At 71.7% G+C, this 22,450-nt stretch carries 28 protein-coding genes and 2 pseudogenes; 12 read left to right on the forward strand and 18 right to left on the reverse strand.

The window, feature by feature from the left end; all coding sequences use genetic code 11:
* A pseudogene (locus G3I65_RS22975) lies at positions 1-280 on the forward strand (hypothetical protein); the annotation flags it as partial.
* Here G3I65_RS22975 and G3I65_RS22980 read toward each other — a convergent pair.
* Positions 270-1,208 (reverse strand): hypothetical protein, encoded by a 939-nt coding sequence (locus G3I65_RS22980; protein ID WP_160697944.1) that lies wholly within the window; start codon positions 1,206-1,208, stop codon positions 270-272. The pseudogene G3I65_RS22975 and the gene G3I65_RS22980 sit on opposite strands and share 11 nt — an antisense overlap.
* 147 nt (positions 1,209-1,355) lie before the next feature.
* Between G3I65_RS22980 and G3I65_RS22985 the strand changes: the two genes are divergently transcribed.
* Genes G3I65_RS22985 through G3I65_RS22995 form a run of 3 tightly spaced genes read left to right on the forward strand, consistent with a single transcriptional unit; the run spans position 1,356 to position 3,200 of the window.
* Complete coding sequence (locus G3I65_RS22985; protein ID WP_160697945.1) at positions 1,356-2,069, forward strand: ABC transporter ATP-binding protein; 714 nt, start codon at positions 1,356-1,358, stop codon at positions 2,067-2,069.
* Positions 2,066-2,800, forward strand: coding sequence for an ABC transporter permease (locus G3I65_RS22990; RefSeq protein WP_160697946.1), 735 nt, complete (start codon positions 2,066-2,068; stop codon positions 2,798-2,800). The genes G3I65_RS22985 and G3I65_RS22990 overlap by 4 nt, the downstream gene beginning before the upstream one ends.
* A 13-nt stretch (positions 2,801-2,813) precedes the next feature.
* A complete protein-coding gene (locus G3I65_RS22995) occupies positions 2,814-3,200 on the forward strand; it encodes a PPOX class F420-dependent oxidoreductase (protein ID WP_160697947.1) in 387 nt (128 codons plus the stop codon).
* On the opposite strand, the gene G3I65_RS23000 is transcribed toward G3I65_RS22995, so the two are convergent.
* The 3 genes and pseudogenes from G3I65_RS23000 to G3I65_RS23010 all read right to left on the reverse strand — a co-directional run bounded on the left by G3I65_RS23000 (position 3,184) and on the right by G3I65_RS23010 (position 4,697).
* Complete coding sequence (locus tag G3I65_RS23000) at positions 3,184-3,660, reverse strand: GNAT family N-acetyltransferase (protein WP_160697948.1); 477 nt, start codon at positions 3,658-3,660, stop codon at positions 3,184-3,186. The genes G3I65_RS22995 and G3I65_RS23000 overlap by 17 nt on opposite strands.
* A 10-nt stretch (positions 3,661-3,670) precedes the next feature.
* Positions 3,671-4,048 (reverse strand): annotated as a pseudogene (locus G3I65_RS23005) (DUF1330 domain-containing protein).
* A gap of 58 nt (positions 4,049-4,106) precedes the next feature.
* A complete protein-coding gene (locus G3I65_RS23010) occupies positions 4,107-4,697 on the reverse strand; it encodes a TetR/AcrR family transcriptional regulator (protein ID WP_160697949.1) in 591 nt (196 codons plus the stop codon).
* A 77-nt stretch (positions 4,698-4,774) separates the two neighbouring features.
* On the opposite strand from G3I65_RS23010, the gene G3I65_RS23015 reads away from it, so the two are divergent.
* Positions 4,775-5,083 (forward strand): hypothetical protein, encoded by a 309-nt coding sequence (locus tag G3I65_RS23015; protein WP_203612476.1) that lies wholly within the window; start codon positions 4,775-4,777, stop codon positions 5,081-5,083.
* A 13-nt stretch (positions 5,084-5,096) separates the two neighbouring features.
* Here the strand turns inward: G3I65_RS23015 and priA are convergent, their stop codons facing one another.
* The 3 genes from priA to G3I65_RS23030 are packed head-to-tail and all read right to left on the reverse strand — an operon-like array spanning position 5,097 to position 7,375.
* On the reverse strand, positions 5,097-5,834 hold the full coding sequence (priA, locus tag G3I65_RS23020; protein ID WP_125306850.1) for a bifunctional 1-(5-phosphoribosyl)-5-((5-phosphoribosylamino)methylideneamino)imidazole-4-carboxamide isomerase/phosphoribosylanthranilate isomerase PriA: 738 nt from the start codon (positions 5,832-5,834) through the stop codon (positions 5,097-5,099).
* 36 nt (positions 5,835-5,870) lie between these two features.
* A complete protein-coding gene (gene hisH / locus G3I65_RS23025; protein ID WP_160697965.1) occupies positions 5,871-6,488 on the reverse strand; it encodes an imidazole glycerol phosphate synthase subunit HisH in 618 nt (205 codons plus the stop codon).
* Positions 6,489-6,520: 32 nt separating this feature from the next.
* Positions 6,521-7,375, reverse strand: coding sequence for a hypothetical protein (locus G3I65_RS23030; RefSeq protein ID WP_203612477.1), 855 nt, complete (start codon positions 7,373-7,375; stop codon positions 6,521-6,523).
* Between the two features lie 170 nt (positions 7,376-7,545).
* Between G3I65_RS23030 and G3I65_RS56520 the strand changes: the two genes are divergently transcribed.
* The 3 genes from G3I65_RS56520 to G3I65_RS23040 are packed head-to-tail and all read left to right on the forward strand — an operon-like array spanning position 7,546 to position 9,530.
* The gene (locus G3I65_RS56520; protein ID WP_166640450.1) at positions 7,546-7,722 is read left to right on the forward strand and encodes a hypothetical protein; all 177 of its coding nucleotides are present in this window, start codon (positions 7,546-7,548) and stop codon (positions 7,720-7,722) included.
* A 48-nt stretch (positions 7,723-7,770) separates the two neighbouring features.
* Positions 7,771-8,943: an acyl-CoA dehydrogenase family protein gene (locus G3I65_RS23035; protein WP_160697952.1), complete on the forward strand. Its 1,173-nt coding sequence runs from the start codon at positions 7,771-7,773 to the stop codon at positions 8,941-8,943.
* A 38-nt stretch (positions 8,944-8,981) separates the two neighbouring features.
* On the forward strand, positions 8,982-9,530 hold the full coding sequence (locus G3I65_RS23040; protein WP_166640451.1) for an NIPSNAP family protein: 549 nt from the start codon (positions 8,982-8,984) through the stop codon (positions 9,528-9,530).
* On the opposite strand, the gene G3I65_RS23045 is transcribed toward G3I65_RS23040, so the two are convergent.
* The 3 genes from G3I65_RS23045 to G3I65_RS23055 are packed head-to-tail and all read right to left on the reverse strand — an operon-like array spanning position 9,516 to position 11,553.
* The gene (locus G3I65_RS23045) at positions 9,516-9,944 is read right to left on the reverse strand and encodes an NUDIX hydrolase (protein WP_160697954.1); all 429 of its coding nucleotides are present in this window, start codon (positions 9,942-9,944) and stop codon (positions 9,516-9,518) included. The genes G3I65_RS23040 and G3I65_RS23045 overlap by 15 nt on opposite strands.
* 20 nt (positions 9,945-9,964) lie before the next feature.
* Positions 9,965-10,858 carry a transketolase family protein gene (locus tag G3I65_RS23050; RefSeq protein WP_160697955.1) on the reverse strand — a complete coding sequence of 298 codons (894 nt, stop codon included), beginning with the start codon at positions 10,856-10,858 and terminating at the stop codon, positions 9,965-9,967.
* Between the two features lie 2 nt (positions 10,859-10,860).
* On the reverse strand, positions 10,861-11,553 hold the full coding sequence (locus G3I65_RS23055) for a thiamine pyrophosphate-dependent enzyme (RefSeq protein ID WP_160697956.1): 693 nt from the start codon (positions 11,551-11,553) through the stop codon (positions 10,861-10,863).
* 52 nt (positions 11,554-11,605) lie between these two features.
* Between G3I65_RS23055 and soxR the strand changes: the two genes are divergently transcribed.
* Together soxR and G3I65_RS23065 are read left to right on the forward strand one after the other, a co-directional pair.
* A complete protein-coding gene (soxR, locus tag G3I65_RS23060) occupies positions 11,606-12,067 on the forward strand; it encodes a redox-sensitive transcriptional activator SoxR (RefSeq protein WP_160697957.1) in 462 nt (153 codons plus the stop codon).
* A 32-nt stretch (positions 12,068-12,099) separates the two neighbouring features.
* A complete protein-coding gene (locus G3I65_RS23065; protein WP_163046739.1) occupies positions 12,100-12,648 on the forward strand; it encodes an RNA 2'-phosphotransferase in 549 nt (182 codons plus the stop codon).
* A gap of 462 nt (positions 12,649-13,110) precedes the next feature.
* On the opposite strand, the gene G3I65_RS23070 is transcribed toward G3I65_RS23065, so the two are convergent.
* The gene (locus tag G3I65_RS23070) at positions 13,111-13,713 is read right to left on the reverse strand and encodes a TetR/AcrR family transcriptional regulator (RefSeq protein WP_160697958.1); all 603 of its coding nucleotides are present in this window, start codon (positions 13,711-13,713) and stop codon (positions 13,111-13,113) included.
* A gap of 183 nt (positions 13,714-13,896) precedes the next feature.
* Here G3I65_RS23070 and G3I65_RS23075 point away from each other — a divergent pair, with 183 nt between their 5' ends.
* Positions 13,897-16,083, forward strand: coding sequence for an MMPL family transporter (locus G3I65_RS23075; RefSeq protein ID WP_160697959.1), 2,187 nt, complete (start codon positions 13,897-13,899; stop codon positions 16,081-16,083).
* Positions 16,084-16,482: 399 nt separating this feature from the next.
* On the opposite strand, the gene G3I65_RS56525 is transcribed toward G3I65_RS23075, so the two are convergent.
* From G3I65_RS56525 to hisD, 4 genes are read right to left on the reverse strand one after another with little or no spacing between them, the layout of a single operon-like run.
* Positions 16,483-16,641, reverse strand: coding sequence for a hypothetical protein (locus G3I65_RS56525; protein WP_166640449.1), 159 nt, complete (start codon positions 16,639-16,641; stop codon positions 16,483-16,485).
* A complete protein-coding gene (gene hisB, locus G3I65_RS23080; protein WP_125306859.1) occupies positions 16,638-17,237 on the reverse strand; it encodes an imidazoleglycerol-phosphate dehydratase HisB in 600 nt (199 codons plus the stop codon). Before hisB ends, G3I65_RS56525 begins: the two co-directional genes overlap by 4 nt.
* A complete protein-coding gene (locus G3I65_RS23085) occupies positions 17,234-18,334 on the reverse strand; it encodes a histidinol-phosphate transaminase (protein WP_160697960.1) in 1,101 nt (366 codons plus the stop codon). Before G3I65_RS23085 ends, hisB begins: the two co-directional genes overlap by 4 nt.
* The gene (gene hisD, locus G3I65_RS23090) at positions 18,331-19,656 is read right to left on the reverse strand and encodes a histidinol dehydrogenase (protein WP_160697961.1); all 1,326 of its coding nucleotides are present in this window, start codon (positions 19,654-19,656) and stop codon (positions 18,331-18,333) included. The genes G3I65_RS23085 and hisD overlap by 4 nt, the downstream gene beginning before the upstream one ends.
* An 84-nt stretch (positions 19,657-19,740) precedes the next feature.
* On the opposite strand from hisD, the gene G3I65_RS23095 reads away from it, so the two are divergent.
* Positions 19,741-20,535, forward strand: a complete 795-nt coding sequence (locus G3I65_RS23095; protein ID WP_160697962.1) for a carbon-nitrogen hydrolase family protein — start codon at positions 19,741-19,743, stop codon at positions 20,533-20,535.
* A 76-nt stretch (positions 20,536-20,611) separates the two neighbouring features.
* On the opposite strand, the gene G3I65_RS23100 is transcribed toward G3I65_RS23095, so the two are convergent.
* From G3I65_RS23100 to G3I65_RS23110, 3 genes are all read right to left on the reverse strand, one after another.
* Positions 20,612-21,271 carry a response regulator transcription factor gene (locus G3I65_RS23100; protein WP_160697963.1) on the reverse strand — a complete coding sequence of 220 codons (660 nt, stop codon included), beginning with the start codon at positions 21,269-21,271 and terminating at the stop codon, positions 20,612-20,614.
* Complete coding sequence (locus G3I65_RS23105; protein WP_166640453.1) at positions 21,268-21,960, reverse strand: response regulator transcription factor; 693 nt, start codon at positions 21,958-21,960, stop codon at positions 21,268-21,270. The genes G3I65_RS23100 and G3I65_RS23105 overlap by 4 nt, the downstream gene beginning before the upstream one ends.
* Positions 21,961-21,971: 11 nt before the next feature.
* On the reverse strand, positions 21,972-22,450 hold a 479-nt coding region (locus G3I65_RS23110; protein WP_203612478.1), incomplete at its 5' end, for a type VII secretion protein EccB.

The raw sequence follows: 22,450 nt of genomic DNA on the forward strand, positions 1-22,450 counted from the left end.
GAGCACCGAGCTGACCGCCGCCGACCCGGCCCGGCCGTCGGAGCCCGCCGTCCGCGTCACGGCGAGGGCGGTTTCCCCCGTCCTCGCCGCCGCCGAGCCCATCACCGTCCGCGGCGGCCAGGGGTTCGACATCTCGGGCGCGATCGCCGTCCGGCTGCCGTCCGGGCGCTGGCTGACGGTGTCGGGCCCGCGGCCGGAGAGCGAGCTGATCGCCGTCGCGAACGGCCTCCAGCTCGACCCCGCGCCCGACTACCGCTGGCTCGGCCGGGCTACCAGCTGACCATCGGGAACCAGATGATCCCGAGCCTGCCGAGCACGCGGACGTCCCAGTACAGCAGCGTGAACGTCCCTCCGACGAGCAACGCGGCGCCGGTCACCGTGGCGATCCGCGCCGGCTTCGCGGCCAGCCAGCGCTGCAGGCGCCCGCCCGTGGCGTAGGTCAGGATCAGGAACAGCACCGCCATGACGACGATGTTGCCGATCGACTGCAGCGCGAACGCGGCCGCGCCGTAGAAGACGTTGTGCTGCTCGGCGGCGCTGCGGAACATGATCCGGAACAGCGGGTACGGCCGCCCGATGAGGAACCCGCCGATGAGCGCGCCCATCAGGACGTGCGGCGCCGCCGGGTGCCGCCGGGTGAAGCCGGCGAAGGGGTTGCGGAGGATGCCGAGCGCGATCAGGCCCATCAGCACGAAGACCAGTCCGACGACGCCGAACGCGACCATCGACTGGATGCTGCGCGGCGAAAGGCCCTTGGCCGTCGCGGTGGAGAACTGCGGCATGCTCGTGCCGACGAGCGCGACGACCACGCCGTAGGCGATCGACACCGTCAGCATGCCCGCGGCGATCGAGCCGAGCGGCCTGAACGGGCTGCGCTTCTCCCCCGCCTGCCCGCCCACCAGCGGCGCGACCGCCCCGAACGCGGCGATGTTGCAGGCGGTGAACGAACCCGCGAGACCGGAGACGAACGCGAACAGCGTCCCGGCGAGGGCGCCGCTGATCGGCGTCGCTTTCGCGTCGTAGCCGAGGAGGCCGTTGGCGACGCTGTCCCCGATCACGGAGTCGACGAAGGGCGCCGACCAGATGGCTGTCAGCCCGAAGCCGGCGAGGATCGCGACGACGGCGATCACGGCGCGGCGGGCGGGGTACGGCCCCTCTCCGAAGAAGCCTGCTTGGGGATGGACCGGGACCTGCTGTGTGACGGCCATCGACGTTTCCCTCCAGTTCGCGGGTAACCACCCGACCGGGAAATCGTCGCAAACCAACAGGTTGAAGCGCTTCTGCCGTCATGCCCCATCGCATTGCGCCGCCTGTCCTCTTGACGCCCGCTTCTCCTCGCGCGCAGAATTAAACGCATGATTAATTCTGCGGTGGCGGTCACCGGGCTCCACGTCCGGCGCGGTGGCGGGCTCGTGGTGCGGGACGTGGGCTTCGAGGTCCCGCGCGGCGTCGTCACCGGGCTGCTCGGCCCGAGCGGCTGCGGCAAGACCACGCTGATGCGCGCGATCGTCGGCGTCCAGATCGTCGAGAGCGGCACCGTCACCGTCCTCGGCCTGCCCGCCGGCAGCCCGGCACTGCGGCGGCGGATCGGCTACGCGACGCAGAACCCCGCGATCTACGCCGACCTGACCGTCCGGGAGGCGCTCGAGTACGTCGCCGCGGTGCTGCGCGCGCCGGCGTCCGATGTGGACCGGGTCATCGGCGAAGTCGGGCTGGCCGAGCACGCCGGCAAACTGGTCGGTGCGCTGTCCGGCGGCCAGCACAGCCGCGCGAACCTCGCCGTCGCGCTGCTCGGCCGGCCGGAGCTGCTGGTGCTCGACGAGCCGACCGTCGGCCTCGACCCGGTACTGCGCGACGAGCTGTGGGCGCTGTTCCGCCGGCTCGCCGACAACGGCGCGACGCTGCTGGTTTCCAGCCACGTCATGGACGAAGCGGCGCGCTGCGACCGGCTCCTGCTGATGCGCGAAGGCGTCCTCCTCGCCGACGAGGCACCCCTCGCCCTGCGCGAGCGCACCGGTGCCGCCGACCTCGAAGGCGCGTTCCTGAACCTCGTGCGGGCCGCGTCGTGAGCCCCGCGCTGACGCTGGCCACCACCCGGCGCATCCTGACCCAGCTGCGGCACGACCCGCGGACCGTGGTGATGCTGATCCTGGTGCCGACGCTGCTCATGGTGCTGCTGCGGTACGTGTTCAACTCGACGGCCGTCTTCAGCCGCGTCGCGCCCGCGCTGCTCGGGGTGTTCCCGTTCCTGATCATGTTCCTCATCGCGTCGATCACGACTTTGCGGGAACGGACCACGGCCACCCTCGAGCGCCTGATGACCCTCCCCATCGCACGGCTGGACCTGCTGTTCGGCTACGCGCTGGCGTTCGGCGCGATCGCCGTCGTACAGGTCTCCCTCGCTGCCGGCGTTTCGCTCTGGTGGCTCGGCCTCGACCTGGCCGGTTCCGTCGGGATGCTGCTGGTGATCGCAGTCCTCGACGCGCTGCTCGGCATGGCGCTGGGACTGTTCGTGAGCGCGTTCGCCCGCACGGAGTTCCAGGCCATCCAGTTCATGCCGGTGTTCGTGCTGCCGCAGATCCTGCTGTGCGGGCTGTTCGTCCCGCGCGACGACATGGGCTGGCTGCTGCGGTGGCTCTCCGACGTGATGCCGCTGTCGTACGCGGTCGAAGCGCTGAGCCGCGTCACCACCGCCGGCACGATCGACGCGGTAATCCTGCGAAACCTCGTGGTCGTGGCGTGCTGCGCGCTGCTCGCCCTGGTCCTCGGCGCGGCGACGCTGCGGCGCCGGACGCCGTGACTACCGTGGTCGCATGGCATCCGAAACGGACCGGCTCGCCGCCGAGCGCTACGTCGTCCTGACCACGTTCCGGCGCGACGGGCGCGCGGTGCCGACCCCGATCTGGGTGGCGGGCGACGCCGGTGAGCTGGTGCTGTGGTCGGAGCGGAAGGCGGGCAAGGTCAAGCGCATCCGCAACAGCGGCCGGGTGGAGGTCCAGGCCTGCGACCTGCGCGGGCAGAAGACGCACGGCGCCGTCGCCACCGGTCAGGCGCGGCTGCTGGACCTCGCCGAAACCGAGCGGGTCCGGAAGGCGATCGCGCGCAAGTACGGCCTCGTCGGGCGCGTCACGATGTTCTTCTCCAAGCTGCGCGGCCCAGCCGACCGGACGGTCGGGATCGCGGTCAAGCTGGACGGCTGAAGCTGCGGAACCCGCGCCGCAGGTAGTTCGGCAGCGCGTTCGGGTGGTCGAGCGTCGAGGTGTGCAGCCAGACGCGGCGCGCGCCCGGCGGCGTCCAGGCGTCGGCGACGACGAGGGTGAGCGCGTACCCGCCGAGCCCTTTGCCGACGAACTCCGGGAGCAGCCCGAACGTGGTGATCTCGACGTCACCGCTGCCCCGCGGCTCGAAATCGGCGGCGCCGGCGACCTCGCCGCGGTACTCGACCAGCCGGTACCGCCGCCCCGGCTCGGCGAGCCACCGCGCCCAGCCGGCGTCCGAACGGGACGCGCTGGGCCACCGGTACGGCGTGCCGATGCGGACGTGCAGCTCGCGGATCAGCGGCCCGGGCTCGGCGGCCCGCAGCGTGACGCCGTCGACGGGCGGGGCCGGGTTGAGCTGGTCGGCGGCGGTCATTTCGAGCTGGGTGACGATCTCCTCCACCCGCGGCAACCTACGGGGCGGCGACGGTGCTGTCAGCCGCTTTTCGGCCCACGGCGGCCCGCAGCGCGGCTCCCATGGCGGCCGAGTCGTGGCCGGGCCCGCACCCGTCCACGATGACCAGATCACCCGGGATGTGGTCCGCGCGCAGCCGCAGGATCGCCTGGTAGGCGGGCGATGCGTACCACTCGCGCGCCGCGTCGGCGCTCGGGAACCCGATGAGCACGAGCCCGCCCGGCCACTCGCCTTCCATGACTTAGACGGGCGCGCCGTGCACGAGGAACTCGCCGCCGAAGGGGTCGAGCGTCGCCTGGATCCGTTCGAGGTACTGGAAGACCTCTTCGGACAGCTCGGCGGGCGGGCGCAGGTGGGCGAGTCCGTAGGCGGTCATGGCGAGGTCCTTTCGTTGTCCTGAAAGGAATCCTCGCGGGCCTGCGGCGTGGAGTCGATTACGCGGGAGGTAATGCCGGCTGCCCGGCGAGCAGGCGGTCCACGAGAGCTTCGACGAGGTCGTGGCGCTGCGCGTCGGTGAACAGGCCCGGCAGCGTCAGCCGTTCCATGATCAGCCAGTTCAGCGCGAGCCACAGCAGGACGACCATCGTGCCGTCGCCGGGCAGGCCGGATTTTTCGTGGTAGCCGACGTTGAAGTCGACGTCCTCGCGGATGCGGCGGGTCAGCACGTCCCGCAGCTCCGGCCGCCGGGTGGCCTCCAGCCGCAGTTCCAGCAGGGCGAGGAACCCGGTGGGGAACGCGGCGACGCGGTCGACGAGCGCGTGCATCAGCTCGGCGACGCGAGCCCGGTCGCGCGTCCCGGTCAGGCCGTCCGCGATGACGGACTCGTCGACGAGCCGTTCGTAGACGCGTTCGCCGGCGTGCTTGAGGATCTCGTCGCGGTTCGCGAAGTAGTTGGACGCGGTACCGACCGGGACGGCGGCCTGCTGGTCGACCGCGCGAAAGGTGAGCCCACGGGCACCTTCACGGGCGAGGACGTCGATGGCGGCGTCGAGCAGGGCCGCACGCCGTTCGGGGTTGCGTCGCACTCCAGGGAAAGTACTACAGCTGGAGTTGTTCCGCGCGGGTCGCGGCTCCGGTTGTTACCGTCCCGGCCATGCCGAGGTTGAAGATCGAGGTGACCGTGCCCGAAAGCCACGTCGAGGCCGTGATCGACGCCCTCCACGAGGCGGGAGCGGGCCGGGTCGGCCGGTACGCGCGATGTACCAGCGTGTGGCAGGTGACCGGAACCTGGCTGCCGCTACCCGGTTCGCAACCCTACGACGGCCGGGTCGGCGTCGTGCAGCACGCCGAGGAATGCCGCGTCGAGTCAGTCTGCGATGTCGATCAAGCCCGCGCCGTCCAGCAGGCGGTGCGCGCTGCCCACCCGTACGAGGAACTGGTCATCCGCTTCCTCCCGCTGCATGAACCGTGAGCATTCGCCCCGGCTAGACCTCGGCGACCGCGGCGAGCGCCTCCGGCAGCGTGAACGCGCCCGCATACAGCGCCTTCCCGACGATCGACCCCTCGACCCCATCCGAAGCCAACCCGGCCAGCGCGACCAGGTCGGCCACGCTCGACACGCCGCCCGAAGCGATCACCGGGGCGTCCGTGCGCGCCACGACGTCGCGCAGCAGGTCGAGGTTCGGGCCGCGCAGGGTGCCGTCCTTGCTCACGTCCGTCACGACGTAGCGGGACGCGCCGTCGCGGTCGAGGCGCTCCAGGACCTCCCACAGGTCGCCGCCGTCGGAGGTCCAGCCGCGGGCCGAGAGACGGTGGCCGGCCTCGGTGATCCGCACGTCGAGGCCGATCGCGACGCGGTCGCCGTACTCGCCGATCACGCGCGCGGTCCACGCCGGGTCCTCCAGGGCGGCCGTGCCGAGGTTGACGCGGCGGGCACCGGTGGCCAGCGCGGCCTTCAGCGACGCGTCGTCGCGGATGCCGCCGGAGAGCTCCACCTGGACGTCCAGCTTGCCGACGACCTCGGCGAGCAGCTCCCGGTTGCTGCCCTTGCCGAACGCGGCGTCGAGGTCGACGAGGTGGATCCACTCGGCACCGTCGCGCTGCCAGGCGAGCGCCGCCTCCAGCGGGCTGCCGTAGGAGGTCTCGGTGCCGGCCTCGCCCTGGACGAGTCGCACGGCCTGGCCATCGGCCACATCAACGGCGGGAAGCAGCGTGAAAGTCACGCCGGTAACTCTAGGGCGGAGACCCGGGTCACCCGGTCAGAGGGTCGCCAGCCAGTTGCGCAGCAGCCGCGCACCGGCGTCGCCGGACTTCTCCGGGTGGAACTGGGTGGCCCACAGCGGCCCGTTTTCGACCGCCGCGACGAAGTCCTCGCCGTGGTTCGCCCAGGTCACCTTCGGTTCCTGGCCGGCCAGTCCGTCGAGTTCCCACTTGCGGGCGGCGTAGGAGTGCACGAAGTAGAACCGCTCGTCCGGGTCGAGGCCGGCGAACAGCTGCGAGCCCTCGGGCGCGCGCACGGTGTTCCAGCCCATGTGCGGCAGCACGTCGGCGTTGAGCCGGTCGACGACGCCGGGCCACTCCCCCGTGCCCTCGGTCTCCTCGCCGTGCTCGACGCCGCGCGAGAAGAGGATCTGCATGCCGACGCAGATGCCGAGCACGGGGCGGCCGCCGGCGAGGCGCTTGCCGATGATCCGGTGGCCCTTGACCTCCAGCAGCCCCGCCATGCAGGCCGAGTACGCGCCGACGCCGGGCACGACCAGGCCGTCGGCCTCGATCGCGGCATGCGGGTCGGCGGTGACCTCGACGTCGGCCCCGGCGCGCGCCACGGCGCGTTCGGCGGAGCGGAGGTTGCCGGAACCGTAGTCGAGGATCACCACACGAGACACGCCACCCAGCGTAGCCGGAGGCCTCAGCGCCGCTCGAACGAATAGACGTCCGTCACGGTGTTGCACGGCGACGGCGGGACGACCTCCACGCGCAGCACGCCGGCGTCGTAGTCGACGCCCTCCGGGGTGAAGGTGCCCGTGCACGTGCTGGCCAGCGGAACCTGGCCGATTTCGCGCACCTTCGCCGTGACGTCGTGGCCGGTGAGCGGCCGCGGCAGGTCGATCCGCAGGAGCTGCAGGTTCGTCGGGAAGAGGTCGTTGTACGGGTCGCTCGTGGCGCAGATCAACTGGGTCGGGCCGACGAAGTCGCAGCCCTGGGCGCTGCGGATCGGGTGGTCGAGGTGGATGCGGGCCGCGACGGGCAGGTCACCTGCGGTCTTCGGGCCGCGGGGGTTGAGGAACGGCGTCGGCGAGACGAAGAGGCGGTCGATCTGGCCGAGCGGGCCCGAGACCAGCCACTGCCCGTCGGGGGTGGCCGCGACCTGGGCGTTCGCGTTGGCCGCCGGCTCGTCGGGCGCGAGCGGGTGGACGAACTCCGTCGTGCTGCCGTCGGGCTTGGTGACCAGGTACATCTTCCTGGCCGGCGTGGGGTTCACCGTGTCCTGGTAGACGTCGAAGACGTAGCCGCGCAGCGAATCCGGGTCGCCGACGTGGCCCCAGCCCTCGTCCTTGAGCGGCTGCGGGATGGTCGCGCCGTTGCGGTAGACGATCTCGGGCGCGTGGCCGGGCAGGCGCAGCGTGGTGAGGCCCTCGCCGCTGATCCGGTTCTCCGCGGTCGTGTGCCCCACCTGGCGCCAGCCGGTTTCGTGGGCCGCGGCGACGCCGGTGGCGGTGAGCAGGGCGGCGGTGGTGAGGGCGAACAGACTGGCCGCGCGCATGGGCGCTCCTCGGGAGTAGAGGCCTTGGCGGCGGCGACGCGATTCTGCCATGGGGCGGCGACCGCCCGGAAGAAATCCCGGGCAGGACGTTTCACCGTCCCGGCGACTGGGTATCAAGTCACCCGATCGTGTGGGTTCAGCCTGCCCGACCGGACGCCAGGGAGGCGAAGATGGCCGAGGACGACGTGCTGTCGAAGATGCTGAACGCCTGGCGTGACGACATCGACAGCGTGCCTTTCCCGCAGTTCAGCGAGCTGCTCATCCCCCGGCAGCAGACGCGTCCGCGCTCTTCTTCCCCTGCCTCTGTCGTCCGCGTGACGAACGCCACTCGGAGAACAGACGCCTGATTGTGGTTTCCTGCGAGGGCCGCATCGACGCGTCCCCCGGGAGTCACCATGAGCAGCGCCCCTGATCCGCACGACTTCCTCGACCTCGACGCCGGGCTCGCCGAGGAGGAACGCGCCATCCGCGACGCCGTGCGCGCGTACGCGAAGGACAACCTGCTCGACCGCGTCGCCGACTGGTACGAAACGGGCGCGCTCCCGGCCGCCGAGCTGGCCAAGGGCTTCGGGTCGCTGGGCCTGCTCGGCATGCACCTGGAGGGTTACGGCTGCGCCGGGACCAGCGCGGTCGCGTACGGCATCGCGTGCCGCGAGCTCGAGGCCGTCGACTCCGGGTTGCGCAGCTTCGTGTCGGTGCAGGGCTCGCTGGCGATGTACGCGATCCACAAGTGGGGCAGCGAGGAGCACCGGCGGGAGTGGCTGCCGCGGATGGCCACCGGCGACGCGCTGGGCTGCTTCGGGCTGACCGAGCCGGACGCGGGCAGCGACCCGGGCTCGATGCGCACGCGCGCGGTGCGCGACGGCTCCGACTGGGTGCTCTCGGGCACGAAGATGTGGATCACCAACGGAACCGTCGCCGACGTCGCGGTCGTCTGGGCGCAGACCGACGAGGGCGTCCGCGGCTTCGTCGTCCCGACGTCGACCCCGGGCTTCACCGCGAACGAGGTCAAGCACAAGCTGTCGCTGCGGGCGTCGCTGACGGCGGAACTGGTGCTCGACGGCGTGCGGCTGCCGGACTCGGCCGCGTTCCCCGAGGTCCGCGGGCTGCGCGGGCCGCTGTCCTGCCTGAACGAAGCCCGCTACGGCATCCTCTTCGGCGTCGTCGGCGCGGCGCGCGCGTGTTACGAAGCCGCGCTGGAGTACACGCTTTCGCGCGAACAGTTCGGCAAGCCGCTGGCCGGGTTCCAGCTGACCCAGCGGAAGCTCGCCGACCTGCTCGTCGAGGTCAACCGCGCCGGGCTGGTGGCGCTGCAGATCGGGCGGCTCAAGGACGCCGGGACGCTGCACCACAACCACGTCAGCTTCGGGAAGCTGGCGAACGTCCGGTCGGCCCTGGACGCGGCGCGGACGGCGCGGTCGATGCTCGGTGCCAACGGGATTTCGCTGGAGTACCCGGTGATGCGGCACATGGCGAACCTCGAGACGGTGCTGACCTACGAAGGCACCGAGGAGATGCACGCGCTGTCACTCGGTCAGGCGATCACGGGGATCCCCGCCTTCCGCTGATCCGGTTTTTGTCGGTGGTGGCCGCTAGCTTCGGCGGCATGACCTACACCGACTTCGAAACCGTCATCGAGCTCCGGCGCTACACCCTGCACCCGGGGCGGCGCGAGGAGCTGATCGAGCTGTTCGAGCGCGAGTTCGTCGAGCCGCAGGAAGCAGCGGGCGCGCACTTGTTCGGCCTGTTCCGCGAGCGCGCGTCGCCGGACAAGTTCGTGTGGCTGCGCGGGTTCCGCTCGATGGCCGAGCGCAAGGCCGCCCTGGAGGAGTTCTACTTCGGCCCGGTGTGGAAGGAGCACCGGGAGGCGGCGAACGCGACGATGATCGACTCGGACGACGTCCTGCTGCTGCGGCCGGTCCGGCGCGGGCTTTCCGCGCCACCGCCGGGTTCGGGCTTGCACGTGGCGATCTCGCCGCCGGCCCCGCCGCCGGATTCCGCGTTCGCGGCGTTCGAGACCGAGCCGTCCGAAAACACGTTCCCGCATTTGCCGGTCCGCGCGGACGGACCGTTTTCGGTGTGGTTCAGCCGGGCACCACTCGGTGCCGGCGTCGAGCTCGAACTGGAGGCGACTGCGCGCTCACTGATCCGCTGAGAGGAGTTCGAGGAGCCCGGTCGGGTAGAGCACCTTGCGGCCGTCGCGGAAGTCCGCGACGTCGACCCAGCGCGCGGTGGCGGGGTCGTCGAGGATCTTCATCTCTTCGCGCTCGTAGAAGGCGGGGTCGGTGAACGCGGCGTCGTAGAGGAAGGCGATGTCGTGGGCGGGCTTCCCCTGCCAGGTGAAGATGTTCTCGAGCACGCCGACCCGCTCGCGGACGAGGAGTTCGGCGCCGAGCTCCTCGCGGAACTCCCGCGCGAGGGCCTCTTCACCGGTTTCGCCGAACTCGATCCCGCCCCCGAGCGGCCGGCAGAACGACTCGCCCTTGACGACATCGCGCCCTTCGAACACCAGCAGCGTGTCGCCGCGCCGGACGAGCCCGAGCGCGATCGGCCTGATCGAGAACCCCATGCACCCACGCTATCGGCCCGCTACCCCGGGAGGAAATCTTTGATCGACAACGCCAGCGAACCCGCGTCGAGACCGTGGGCCAGGTCGTGGTCCGCGATACCGCCGTAGGTCCGGACTTCGGTGTCCCGGCGGACACCGAGCGACCGCAACCGGTGCGGCACGTCGGAAAGCGCCTCCGCGACCCAGTGCGCGGACGTCCCGGCCAGGTACGGCTCGACCAGGACGACCTCCGGTGAGGCAGCCAGGGCGGCCGCGCGCAGGCCCGCGGCGTCGAACGGGCGGATCGTCGAGGCGTAGAGCACCGTGACGTCGAGGCCGGCCGTCGCGCGCAGGACGCGGTCCAGCACCGGTCCGACGGCGACGACCACGCCGCGCGAACCCTGGCGCAGGCGGGTGAAGCCGACGCCGAGGTGCGGCGACGCGTTCTCCTGGGCCGACAAGCGCAGGTAGATCCGGCCGTCACCCGGGATCGACTCGAGCAGCAACCGGCGTGCCTCGTCCGGGTGGCCCGGCACGTGCACGGTCCAGCCGGGCAGCGAGTCGATCAGCGCGACGTCGCCCGGGGACTGGTGGGTGCGCCCGGCCGTCGGCATGTCGTAGGAGGCGCCGTACGAGACCAGCACTCCGCTGGCCTCTTGGTGCGAGAAGTCGAGCTTGATCTGCTCGAAGGCGCGCTCCACGAGGAACGACGGGAACGTGTGCACGATCGGCCGCAGGCCGGCCAGCGCCAGCCCGGCGCCCGCGCTGACCAGCAGCTGCTCGCGGATGCCGACGTTGATCACCCGGCCCGGGTGCCGCCGGGCGGCGCCCGCGAGCTGGGCGGCCGAGATGTCGGCCAGCACGACGGCGACGTCCGGGTCCGCGTCGAGGATCTCTTCGGTGGTGCTCAGGAACGCTTCGCGCATCGACGGCATGGTCAGCCCTTCGGTTCGACGACGGCGACCACCGCGAGCGGGCGGCCGGGGTGGTCGGCGGTGAAGGCGTCGTGGAGCGCGTCGTGGTCGCGGCCGGACACCGTGCGGGTCTCCCAGCCTTCGACGGCGAAGCGCCGGGCGATCCCGCCCGGCCAGCCGCGCGTCGAAGACTGGTTGTCGATCACCACCGCGGTGAGGTTCTCCAGGCCGGCGCGGGCCGCGACGACGATCGCCTCGTGGTTCGAGCCTTCGTCGAGTTCGGCGTCGCCGACGAGCGTCACGACCTTCGGCCCGGTCGAGCCGCGGGCGCGCAGGCCGAGCGCGGTGCCGAGCGCGATCGGGAGGCCGTGGCCGAGTGATCCGCTGGAGATCTCGACGCCGGGGATCCGGCGCCGGTCGGGGTGGTGGCCGAGCCGCGACACCGGGTCGGACCAGGTCGGCAGCTCCGCTTCGGCGAGGAAGCCCTTCGCGGTGAGCACGGCGTAGTACGCCATCGGACCGTGCCCTTTGGACAGCAGGAAACGGTCGCGATCGGGCTCGCGGAAGTTTTCGGGCGTGATGTCGAGGACGCGGTCGTAGAGCACCCACAGGACGTCCACAGTGGACTCCGACGCGGCGCTGTGCTTGTCGTCACCGGTCATCAGCGAGATCAGCCGCGGCAGGTCGGCGTAGCCCGGTTCGGTCGCAGTGGTCATGTGCCGACCATGCAACCTCGACTAAACTCGAAGTCAAGGATAGCCTGAGCAGGTGACGAGGCTCGCTGAACATCTCAGCATCGGACAGGTGGCGGAACGCAGCGGGGTGCCGCACACGGCACTGCGGTTCTACGAGGAGAAGGGACTGATCAGCTCGGAGCGCTCGGCGGGCAACCAGCGGCGCTATTCGCGCTCGGTGCTGCGGCGGATCGCGTTCATCCGCGCCGCGCAACGGGTCGGGCTTTCCCTGGAGGACATCAGTTCGGCGCTGGCGACCCTGCCCGAGGACCACGCCCCGACGAAGGCGGACTGGGCGCGGCTGTCGCGCGACTGGCAGCAGGAGCTCGACGCGCGAATCGATGCACTGCAACGCCTTCGCGACCGCCTGACCGGCTGCGTCGGCTGCGGCTGCCTGTCCCTGCGCAGCTGCGCGCTCTACAACAACGACGACGAACTGGCCCGCTACGGCCCGGGCGCGAGCAAACTGCGCCCGGCGGTCGAGGGCGGCATTTAACCGCTTGCCCCCGGCGGGATCCTGGGGAGGAAATGAACGAAAAGCACTTGATCCGCATCTCGAAGCGGCTGGCTCGGCACCTCCGCCACGACCCCGCCGCCCTCGGCCTCACCCTCGCCCCGGACGGCTGGGTGGACGTCGAAACCCTCCTCCGCGCCCTGCGCGCGCACGGGTTCGCGATCACCCGCGAACAGCTCGACGAAGTCGTCGAGACGAACAACAAGCGCCGCTTCGCGTTCGACGAAACAGGCACCCGCATCCGCGCGAGCCAGGGCCACAGCGTCACGGTCGACCTGGGCCTGCCGGACGCGACCCCACCGGCGGTCCTGTACCACGGCACGGTGTCGAAGTTCCTCGACGCGATCTTCCACGAGGGCCTGCGCCCGATGAACCGCCACGCGGTCCACCTCTCGGCCACAACCGACACGGCCCGCACCGTGGCGGCCCGCCGCGGAAAGCCAGTCGTCCTCCAGGTCGACGCGACGGCGATGGCAGCCGCGGGCCACGCGTTCCAGGTGAGCGCGAACGGCGTCTGGCTCACCGCGACGGTCCCGCCGAGCTACCTCACCCGCCTCGCCTGACCACGCCGGACACCGGACGACGGCGCGGACGTCCCAAGCGAGCGCAAACAGCGCCCGGCACACCCGCGACCGCCGAGCCACCTCACCCGCCTCGCCCGACCATCACCGACGCCGGACGGCGGCGCGGGCGCCCCAAGCAAGCACGAACGACGCCTGGCTCACCGCGACCGCCCCGCCCAGGTACCTACCCCACCCCCGGCTGACCACCACCGGCAGCGAAGCCCGGCGGCGCGGACGTCCCAACCGAGCGCGAACGGCGTCCAGCTCACCCCGAGCTACCTCACCCACCTCGGCCGACCACCACCGGCGCCGAAGCCCGGCAGCGCGGGCGCCCAGGCGAGCGCGAACGGCGTCCGGCTCACCGCGACCGCCGAGCCACCGCACCGGCCTCGCCTGACCGTCACCGACGCCGGACGGCGGCGCGGGCGTCCCAAGCTAGCGCCCGGCTCACCGCGACCTGCCTCACCCGTCTCGGCCGACCGCCACCGGCGCCGAAGCTCGGCGGCGCGGACGTCCCAGCAACCTCCGGCCCACATCCAGCAGCTCTGTGCGCAGTTCTTCGTCGCCCAGGCCGGCCAGGTCCGGGGAGCCGCCTGCCATGGCGATGCCCGTCAGGGTCACCATCGCGTTCACTCGCGCCGTCGCGTCCGGGTCGGGGCCGGCCAAGATGGCCAGCAGGGCCTGGCCGAAGCCCTCCATCCCGCCGTGCGCCGACTTCTCGATCGCGCGGATGAGGCCCGGGTCGCTCGAGAACAGCGCCACTAGCGCGCGGTGGCGGATCACCAGGTCGATGAACCCCTCGAGCAGCAAGTCCACCTGCGCACCGCGCCGCTTCTGAGCGGCCGCGCGCAGGACCAGCTCGTCCAGGTCGCGCACGCCGGGCTCGGCGACCGCCTCGGTGATCTCCGCCTTCGTCTTGAAGTGGTAGTAGACCGCGGCCTTCGTGATCCCCAGCGCGTCCGCGATCATCTGCAGCGACGTGCCCTCGACCCCGTGTTCGGTGAACAGGCGCAGCGCGGTCTGCAGCAGTCGGGTCCGGGTGTCCTCGGCCGGGCCGGCGGTCATTCTTCCTCCTCAGCGAGCCGTCGGAGCGTACGTCACTCCCTGTCGATCGGCAAACTCGCTTACTTGCTGTTCGGCAAGTCACATACTTGCCGATCGGCTTGGACCCGCACTTGCCGATCGGCTAGCTTGGAAAGGAACCTGATGGAGTGAATCGAGCCCGTCCGGGCGAAACGGAGCTGACTCGTGGCGACCTTCCTGTACCGGCTCGGCCGGTTGTCCTTCCGGCGGCGAGCGCTGGTCGCCGCCGTCTGGGCGGCCGTCCTCGTGGCGCTCGGGCTCGGCGCCCTGACGCTTTCGGGCCAGCTGTCGAACTCGGTGACGATCCCCGGGACCGAGTCGCAGCGGGCGATCGACCAGCTCACCGAGAAGTTCCCGCAGGCCAACGCCGGTGGCGCCACCGCACGCGTCGTGATCGAGGCCCCGGCCGGGACCACGGTGACCGACGCGAAGGGCAAGGCCGCCGTCGAGTCGCTGGTCACGCAGCTGAAGACGGCGCCGAAGGTCGCCGCCGTCGTGGACCCGTTCCAGGTGCAGTCGATCTCACCCGATCAGCGCGTCGCGCTCGCCCAGGTCAGTTACGGAGCGAAGGCGTACGAGCTGACCGAAGAGGACCGCCAGGCGCTGCAAGCCCCCGCGGACGTGGCACGGGCCGCCGGGTTCACCGTCGAGTTCGGCGGTGACGCCGTGCAGGGCATCCCCGAGACCGGCGCCACCGAAGGCCTGGGCGTCGCGGTCGCCGCCGTCGTGCTGATCATCACGTTCGGCTCGCTGGTCGCGGCCGGCATCCCGCTGCTCACCGCGCTGATCGGCGTCGGCACCGGGATGGGCGGCATCTTCCTCGCGTCGGGCTTCCTCGAGCTGAACTCGAACACACCGATCCTCGCGCTGATGATCGGCCTGGCCGTCGGCATCGACTACGCGCTGTTCATCGTTTCGCGCTACCGGCACGAGCTGAGCCTCGGCCGAGATCCCGAAGAAGCCGCCGGACGCGCGGTCGGCACCGCCGGCTCGGCCGTCGTGTTCGCCGGGCTCACCGTCATCATCGCGCTGGCCGGCCTGACCGTCGTCGGCATCCCGTTCCTCGGCCAGATGGGCGTCGCCGCCGCGGTGACCGTCGCGGTCTCCGTGCTGATCGCGCTGACGCTGCTGCCCGCGGTGCTCGGGTTCGCCGGCGCCCGCGTCGCCGGCAGCCGCATCCGGCTGCGCCGCAAGCCGGTCGAACCGACGCACGGCGAGCGCTGGGCGCGGTTCGTGGCCCGGCACCGGATCCCGGTGCTGCTCGTCGCGCTGGCCGGCATGGCCGTCGTCGCGCTGCCCGCCCTGAGCATGCAGCTCGGCCTGCCCAACGACAGCACCGCCGCGCCGGAATCGACGCAGAAGAAGGCGTACGACATCGCGAGCCGCAGCTTCGGCGAGGGCTCCAACGGCCCGCTGCTGGTCGTCGTCGACACCGGTGCCAGCACCAACCGCCAGGCCGCGCTCGGCCAGGCCGCCGCCGACATCCAGAAGCTGCCCGACGTCGCCGCCGTGACGCCGCCGCGTGTCAACCAGACCGGGGACACCGCGCTGCTGACGGTGATCCCGAAGAGCGGCCCGAGCAGCACGCAGACCGAGGACCTGGTGGCCGCGATCCGCGCCGAGTCGGGCGCGCTGGAGAACGCGACCGGTGCGAAGCTCGCCGTCACCGGCCAGACCGCGGCGAACATCGACGTCTCGGAGAAGCTGTCGGACGCGATGCTGCCCTACCTCGCGCTGATCGTCGGGCTGGCGTTCGTGCTGCTGATGCTGGTGTTCCGCTCGGTCGTGGTGCCGCTGAAGGCGACGATCGGCTTCCTCGGCTCGGTCGCGGCGACGTTCGGCGCGGTGGTCGCGGTGTTCCAGTGGGGCTGGCTGACCGACCTGCTCGGCGTCGAGTCGACCGGGCCGATCATGAGCATGCTGCCGATCCTGCTGATCGGCGTCCTGTTCGGGCTCGCGATGGACTACCAGGTGTTCCTGGTGACGCGGATGCGCGAGGAGCACGTCCACGGCGCGGAGCCGCAGGAGGCCATGGTGACCGGCTTCCGCCACGGCGCGCGCGTGGTCGTCGCGGCGGCGCTGATCATGATCAGCGTGTTCGCCGGCTTCGTCCTGGCCGAGTCGTCGCTGATCCAGTCGATCGGCTTCGCGCTGGCGTTCGGCGTCCTGGTGGACGCGTTCGTGGTCCGGATGACCCTGGTCCCGGCGGTGATGTCACTGCTCGGCCGCGGCGCGTGGTGGCTGCCGAAGTGGCTCGACCGCATCCTGCCGGACGTCGACGTCGAGGGCGAGAAGCTCACAAAGCATCTGGACGAGCCGGAAGAGCGGGAACTGGTCGGCGCGAGCCGCTGAGCCTGGTTGTCCACAACCCCGCGGGGTTGTGGACAACCAGGCTCCGGCCGCGGGAGTTGTCGGCCGCCGCCGATAGACTGGACGTGGGATGCCCCCCAGGGAGGGCGGGGGCTGGCGGTCGTTGCGGCGCCGCTGCTAGGTCGTGGTGGTGAGCAAGCCTGTCATGTGTTCGGCCGGACTGTCCCAGCCCAATGTCATGACGTGCTGCTTCCCGGCTGCCACAACCTGATCCACCAACGCAAGTAGAGGGCACGGTCAGCGGTGCGGGGCGTGCCGCGCCGGGACGGATCCCGGCTCATCCCTTCCGGGATCCGGTCCCGGTTACGTGTGGTCATGCGTTGCGACTCCTGACCACTCAGGGTGTCGCAACGACCCCTGGAAACCGCCAACGGGCGGGGGTCAGCTCACGAGCCAGAAGATCGCGCCGCCGATGGCGAGCAGGGCCGCGACGCCCAGGACGACCGCCATGAACTTCGCCGTCTTCCACGTCGAATAGACCCCGCCCACCAGGAAGCCGGCGAGGGCGAGCAGCAGGACGCCGATGACACTGTTGCTCACAGAACACCCTTCGTGGAGGGGATGCCGCCCGCGCGCGGGTCCGGCTCCGTCGCCGCGCGCAACGCACGCGCGACCGCCTTGTACTCCGCCTCCGCGATGTGGTGCGGGTCGCGGCCGTGGATCACCCGCACGTGCAACGCGATCTGCGCGTGGAACGCCAGCGAGTCGAAGACGTGCCGCGTCAGCACGAACGGGTAGTTGCCGCCGATCGTGAAGGTGTTGAACTGCTCGGGCTCGCCCACGTGCACGCAGTACGGCCGGCCCGACACGTCGATCGCCGCGTGGGCCAGGGTTTCGTCCATCGGGATCCAGGCGTCGCCGAAGCGGCGGATGCCGCTCTTGTCGCCCAGGGCCTGGCGGATCGCCTGGCCGAGGACGATCGCCGTGTCCTCCACCGTGTGGTGGGCGTCGATGTGGACGTCGCCGGTCGCCTCGACCTTGAGGTCCAGGGAGCCGTGGACGCCGAACGCCGTCAGCATGTGGTCGTAGAACGGCACGCCGGTCGAGATGTCGACCTCGCCCGTGCCGTCGAGGTCCAGCTGCACGAAGATCGAGGACTCCTTGGTGGTCCGCTCGACCTTGCCGATGCGCGTCATCGGGAAACTTCCTTACTCGCCTCGAGGAAGGCGTCGTTCTCTTCCGGGGTGCCGATGCTCACGCGCAGGTGCCCCTCGATGCCGGGATCGCGGATCAGCACGCCGGCGTCCAGGTAGGCCCGCCAGGCGGCGGCCGGGTCGGGGAACCGTCCGAAGAGGACGAAGTTCGCGTCGCTCGGGACCGGGTCGAAACCCAGGCCCGCCAACGCTTCGACGACGCGGTCGCGTTCCGCGGCCAGTTTGTGCACACTGTCCAAAGTGGCGTCGGCGTGCCGCAGCGCCGCGCGCGCGGCCGCCTGCGTCAGCCGCGAAAGGTGGTACGGCAGGCGCACCAGCTGCAGCGCGTCGACGACGGCGGGGGCGGCGGCCAGGTAGCCGAGGCGCCCGCCGGCGAAGGCGAACGCCTTGCTCATCGTGCGCGACACGATGAGCTGGGCCGGGTAGTCGGCCAGCAGCTCCACCGCGCTCGCCTGCGACGAGAACTCCGCGTACGCCTCGTCGACCACCACGATCCCGGTCGCCGCCTCGATCACCACGCGCAGCTCGCCCAGCGGGATCGAGCCGCCGGTCGGGTTGTTCGGGCTGGTGACGAACACGATGTCCGGCTGCCGCTCGCGGATGAGCCGCGCGGCCGCCGCCGTGTCCAGCGTGAAGTCGGCGCGGCGCGGCGCCGGCAGCCACTCGGTGCGGGTGCCCGACGCGATGATCGGGTGCATCGAGTACGACGGCTCGAAGCCGAGCGCGCTGCGCCCGGGACCGCCGAACGCCTGCAGGATCTGCTGCAGCACCTCGTTGGACCCGTTGGCGGCCCAGACGTTCGCCTCCGACAGCACGACCCGCGTCGACACGCTCAGGTAGTCGGCCAGGTCCTGGCGCAGCGCCACGGCGTCGCGGTCCGGGTAGCGGTGCAGCTCGGCGGCCTCCGCGCGGACCGCCTCCGCGACATCCGCGACCAGCTCGGGCGGCGGCGGGTACGGGTTTTCGTTGGTGTTGAGCCGGACCGGGACGTCCAGCTGGGGCGCGCCGTACGGAGACTTGCCGCGCAGGTCCTCGCGCAGCGGCAGCGCGGCCAGGGTGATCTCTTCGCCGATCGTCATCGGACCGAACCCCCGAACCGCGCGGTGACGGCCTCGCCGTGCGCGGGGAGGTCCTCGGCGTCGGCCAGCGCGACGACGCGGCCGGCGACCTCGCGCAGCGCGGCCTCGGAGTAATCCACGACGTGGATGCCCTTGAGGAAGCTCTGCACCGACAGGCCCGAGGAGTGGCGGGCGAACCCGCCGGTGGGCAGCACGTGGTTGGACCCGGCGCAGTAGTCGCCGAGCGACACCGGGGCGTACGCGCCGACGAAGATCGCGCCCGCGTTGCGGACCCGGGCCGCGACCTCACGCGCGTTCGCCGTCTGGATCTCCAGGTGCTCGGCGGCGTAGGCGTCGACGACGCGCAGCCCGTCGTCCACTGTGGACACCAGGATGATGCCGGACTGCTTGCCGCCCAAGGCTTCGGCGACCCGCTCGCTGTGCTTCGTCGCGGCGACGCGGCTGGCGAGGTCCTTGTCGACCGCGTCCGCCAGCTCCACCGACGTCGTCACCAGGACGCTCGCGGCGAGGGGGTCGTGCTCGGCCTGGCTGATCAGGTCGGCGGCGACGTGCACCGGGTCCGCCGTCTCGTCGGCGAGGATGGCGATCTCGGTCGGGCCGGCTTCGGAGTCGATCCCGATCAGGCCACGCAGCAGCCGCTTCGCCGCGGTCAGGTAGATGTTGCCCGGCCCGGTCACGATGTCGACGGGGGTGAGCTCGGCGCCGTCGGTGTCCGTGCCGCCGTACGCCAGCAGCGCGACGGCCTGCGCGCCGCCCGCCGCCCACACCTCGTCGACGCCGAGCAGCTCGGCCGCGGCGAGGATGGTCGGGTGCGGCAGCCCGCCGAACGCGGCCTGCGGCGGCGAGCACACGACTAGGGAGCCGACGCCGGCGATCTGCGCCGGCACGACGTTCATCACCACGGTCGAGGGGTACACCGCGAGGCCGCCCGGGGCGTACAGCCCGACGCGCTCGACCGGCACCCACTTCTCGGTGACCGTGCCGCCCTCGACGACGGTGGTCGTGACGTCGGTCCGGCGCTGCTCGGCGTGCACCTTCCGGGCACGGCTGATGGACTCCTCCAGCGCGGCGCGCACGGCCGGGTCCAGCTGCGCCAGTGCCTCGGTGAGCCTGGCCCGCGGCACCCGCACGGCGGTGGGCCGCACCTTGTCGAACTTCTCGGTGTACTCGAGGACGGCTTCGACACCGCGGTCACGGACCGCCTCGACCACCGGGCGCACGTGATGCAGCGCGGCGTCCACGTCGTATTCGGCGCGTGGGAGCGTCGCGCGCAGTTCGGCGGCGGTCGGGACCTGCCCGCGCAGGTCGGTGCGGTTCAACATGCCCTCCAGGGTACGAGGTCACACTGGAGCACTCGTCGGCGATACTCCCCGGTGACGGCGGATCCCAGCATGCAGGAGGCAGCGGTGGCGCGAATCGCGTTGTGCCAGGTCAACTCGGGTGACGATCCGGAGGCGAACCTGAAGCTCGTTCGCTCCGGCGTCGAGGCCGCGGTGGCGGGCGGCGCGCGGATCGTCGTCTTCCCCGAAGCGACTATGGCGCGCTTCGGCCGTCCGCTGGAGCCGGTCGCCGAGGCGCTCGACGGGCCGTGGGCCTCGGCGGTGGCCGCCGTCGCCGCCGAGTACGGGGTCGTGGTCGTCGCCGGGATGTTCACCCCGGCGGACGGCGGCCGGGTCCGCAACACGCTGCTGATCACCGGCGGCGGGCACCACCGCGGCTACGACAAGATCCACCTCTACGACGCGTTCGGGTTCGCCGAGTCCGACACCGTGGCGCCCGGTTCCGCGGTGACCACCTTCGAGCTGGACGGCGTCGTCTACGGCGTCGCGACCTGCTACGACGTGCGCTTCCCGGAGCTGTTCCGCGCGCTGGCCGACGACGGCGCCGACGTCGTGCTGCTGCCGGCGTCGTGGGGCGCCGGCGAGGGCAAGCGCGAGCAGTGGGAGGTGCTGGTGCGGGCGCGGGCCCTGGACTCCGGCTGCTGGGTGCTCAGCTGCGGCCAGGCCGACCCCGCGGCGACCGGCGTCACGGTCAACCCGAAGGCGCCGACGGGGATCGGGTATTCGACGGTGTCGGACGGTTTCGGCCGGGTCGTCGCCCAGGCCGGGGCCGCGCCCGAGACGCTGCTGGTGGACATCGACCCCGCCGTGTCGGCCAAGGCCCGCACGGCTACCGGCGCCCTCGCCAACCGCCGGCTTTGAACCGCAAAGCCGAGCTTTCTCTAGGAAAGATGCGTCAGAGGCCCCCTCGGACGCATCTTTCCCCACGAAAGTGACGCTAGCGGAGCAGGCCTTCGCGGATGGCGACCCGGACGAAGCCCGCGCGGCGCCGTTCGCCGGTCTTGTCGCGGATGCGGTCCAGGTAGGACCGGACCGTCCGGACGCTGATGTTCAGGATCTCGGCGACGTCGACGTCCCGCTCCCCGGCCGCCACCAGCCGGAGCACCTGCTTTTCCCGTTCCGACAGCACGATCTTCGGCCCCGCGTGCCGCTCTTCGCTGTCCTGGATGATCATCCCCGCCAGGGTCGGCGACACGTACGCGTTGTCGTCGGCGATGGTGCGGATCGCGCGCAGCAGCTCGTCGCCGTCGACGTCCTTGGACAGGAAACCCTTCGCGCCCGCCTGCATCGCGCCGAGCACCTCGGGCTGTTCCGCGTGCGCGGACACCACCAGCACCTTGTGCCCCATCTGCCCCACTTCCAGGACCGCGGCCGCGTCCTGGACCCCGCGCAGCTTGAGGTCGAGGACGACGACGCTGCCCGCCGGCTGGTCCTGGACCGCGAACCGGGCCACCGAATCGGCGACCGCGCCGAGCTCGATGTCCGGTGCCTCGGTGAGCACGCGGGTCAGCGCGTACCGGTAGAGCGGGTGGTCCTCGATCACGCCCACGGGGATCCGCCGCGCGGCCGGGGCCGGGGTCTCGTCCGGTTCGCTCATTTGCGGCCGCCGCGCCGGGGGCCCGCGCCGCCGATCAGGCCGCGCCGGATGGCCTCCTTGACCAGCCCCGGCCGCCGCCGTTCGCCCGTCTTGTCGCGGATCCGGTCGAGGTAGCCCCGCACGGTCCGGACGCCGATCCCGAGGATCAGCGCGATGTCGACGTCCCGCTCCCCCGCCGCCACCAGCCGCAGCACCTGCTCCTCGCGCGGCGACAGCTCGACGTCCGCCGAGACGGCCGGGCGGTCCGCGTTGTCCTTCATGATCATCCCGGCGACGACGGCCGAGACGTACGCGCCGCCGCCGGCGACCGTCTTGATCGCGATCAGCAGCTCGTCGGCGTCGACGTCCTTCGACAGGAAGCCGCGCGCCCCCGCCGCGATCGCCCCCAGCACCACTTCCGGCTCCGCCTGCGCGGAAACCACGAGCACGTGGTGCCCCAGTTCGCAAACCTCCAGCACCGCCGCGGCGCCGGCCACCCCGGGGAGCCCGAGGTCGAGCAGGACCACGCTGCCCGGCGGCTGCCGGTGCACGTGGAACCGCGCCACCGAATCGACCACCGCGCCGAGCTCGACGAAGTCGGCCTCGGCCAGCACGCGCTCGACGGAGACGCGGTAGAGCGGATGGTCTTCGATGACCGCGACGCGGACCCGCCCCTGGTCCACTTCGCCTGCCGAACGCTCTTCTGTCATCTGCACGACTTTCACCCCGTTCCACCCGACGGAGCCGGCCGCCCGGCCGAGGCCGGGTCCAGCGCGGGGCCCGTCGGCACCAATGCCAGCAAACTACCTGCGACCGGCGGCTTGGCCACTCCTCCGTAGCCGAGCGAGGACAGCGCCTGCGCGCTCACCACCGGGTACTTCCGGCCCGTGTCGGTCACCAGGTAGGTGGTGGCCGAGCCGGCTTCGACGACGACGGCTCCCCCCGACGGAGGGACGAACACCTCGTCCGCCACCCTTGCTTCGGTCCGGGTGGCGACCTGGATTGCCTTGGCACCAGGGGAAAGCGGGAATTCGGCCGAAACGAGCAACCGGCTGCCCTGAACGCACAGCGCGACCGACCCGCCGGTGATCGGCGCCTTGCCGGGGATGCGGTCGGGGTAGGCCGCCGGGTCGGCGCCGCCGGCTCGGGGCGCGGCGACCTTGGCCACCGCGGCGACGTCGGCCGCGCGGACCTCCACCG

This window comes from Amycolatopsis sp. SID8362 (genome assembly GCF_010550475.1).
GTDB classification, from domain to species: domain Bacteria; phylum Actinomycetota; class Actinomycetes; order Mycobacteriales; family Pseudonocardiaceae; genus Amycolatopsis; species Amycolatopsis eburnea.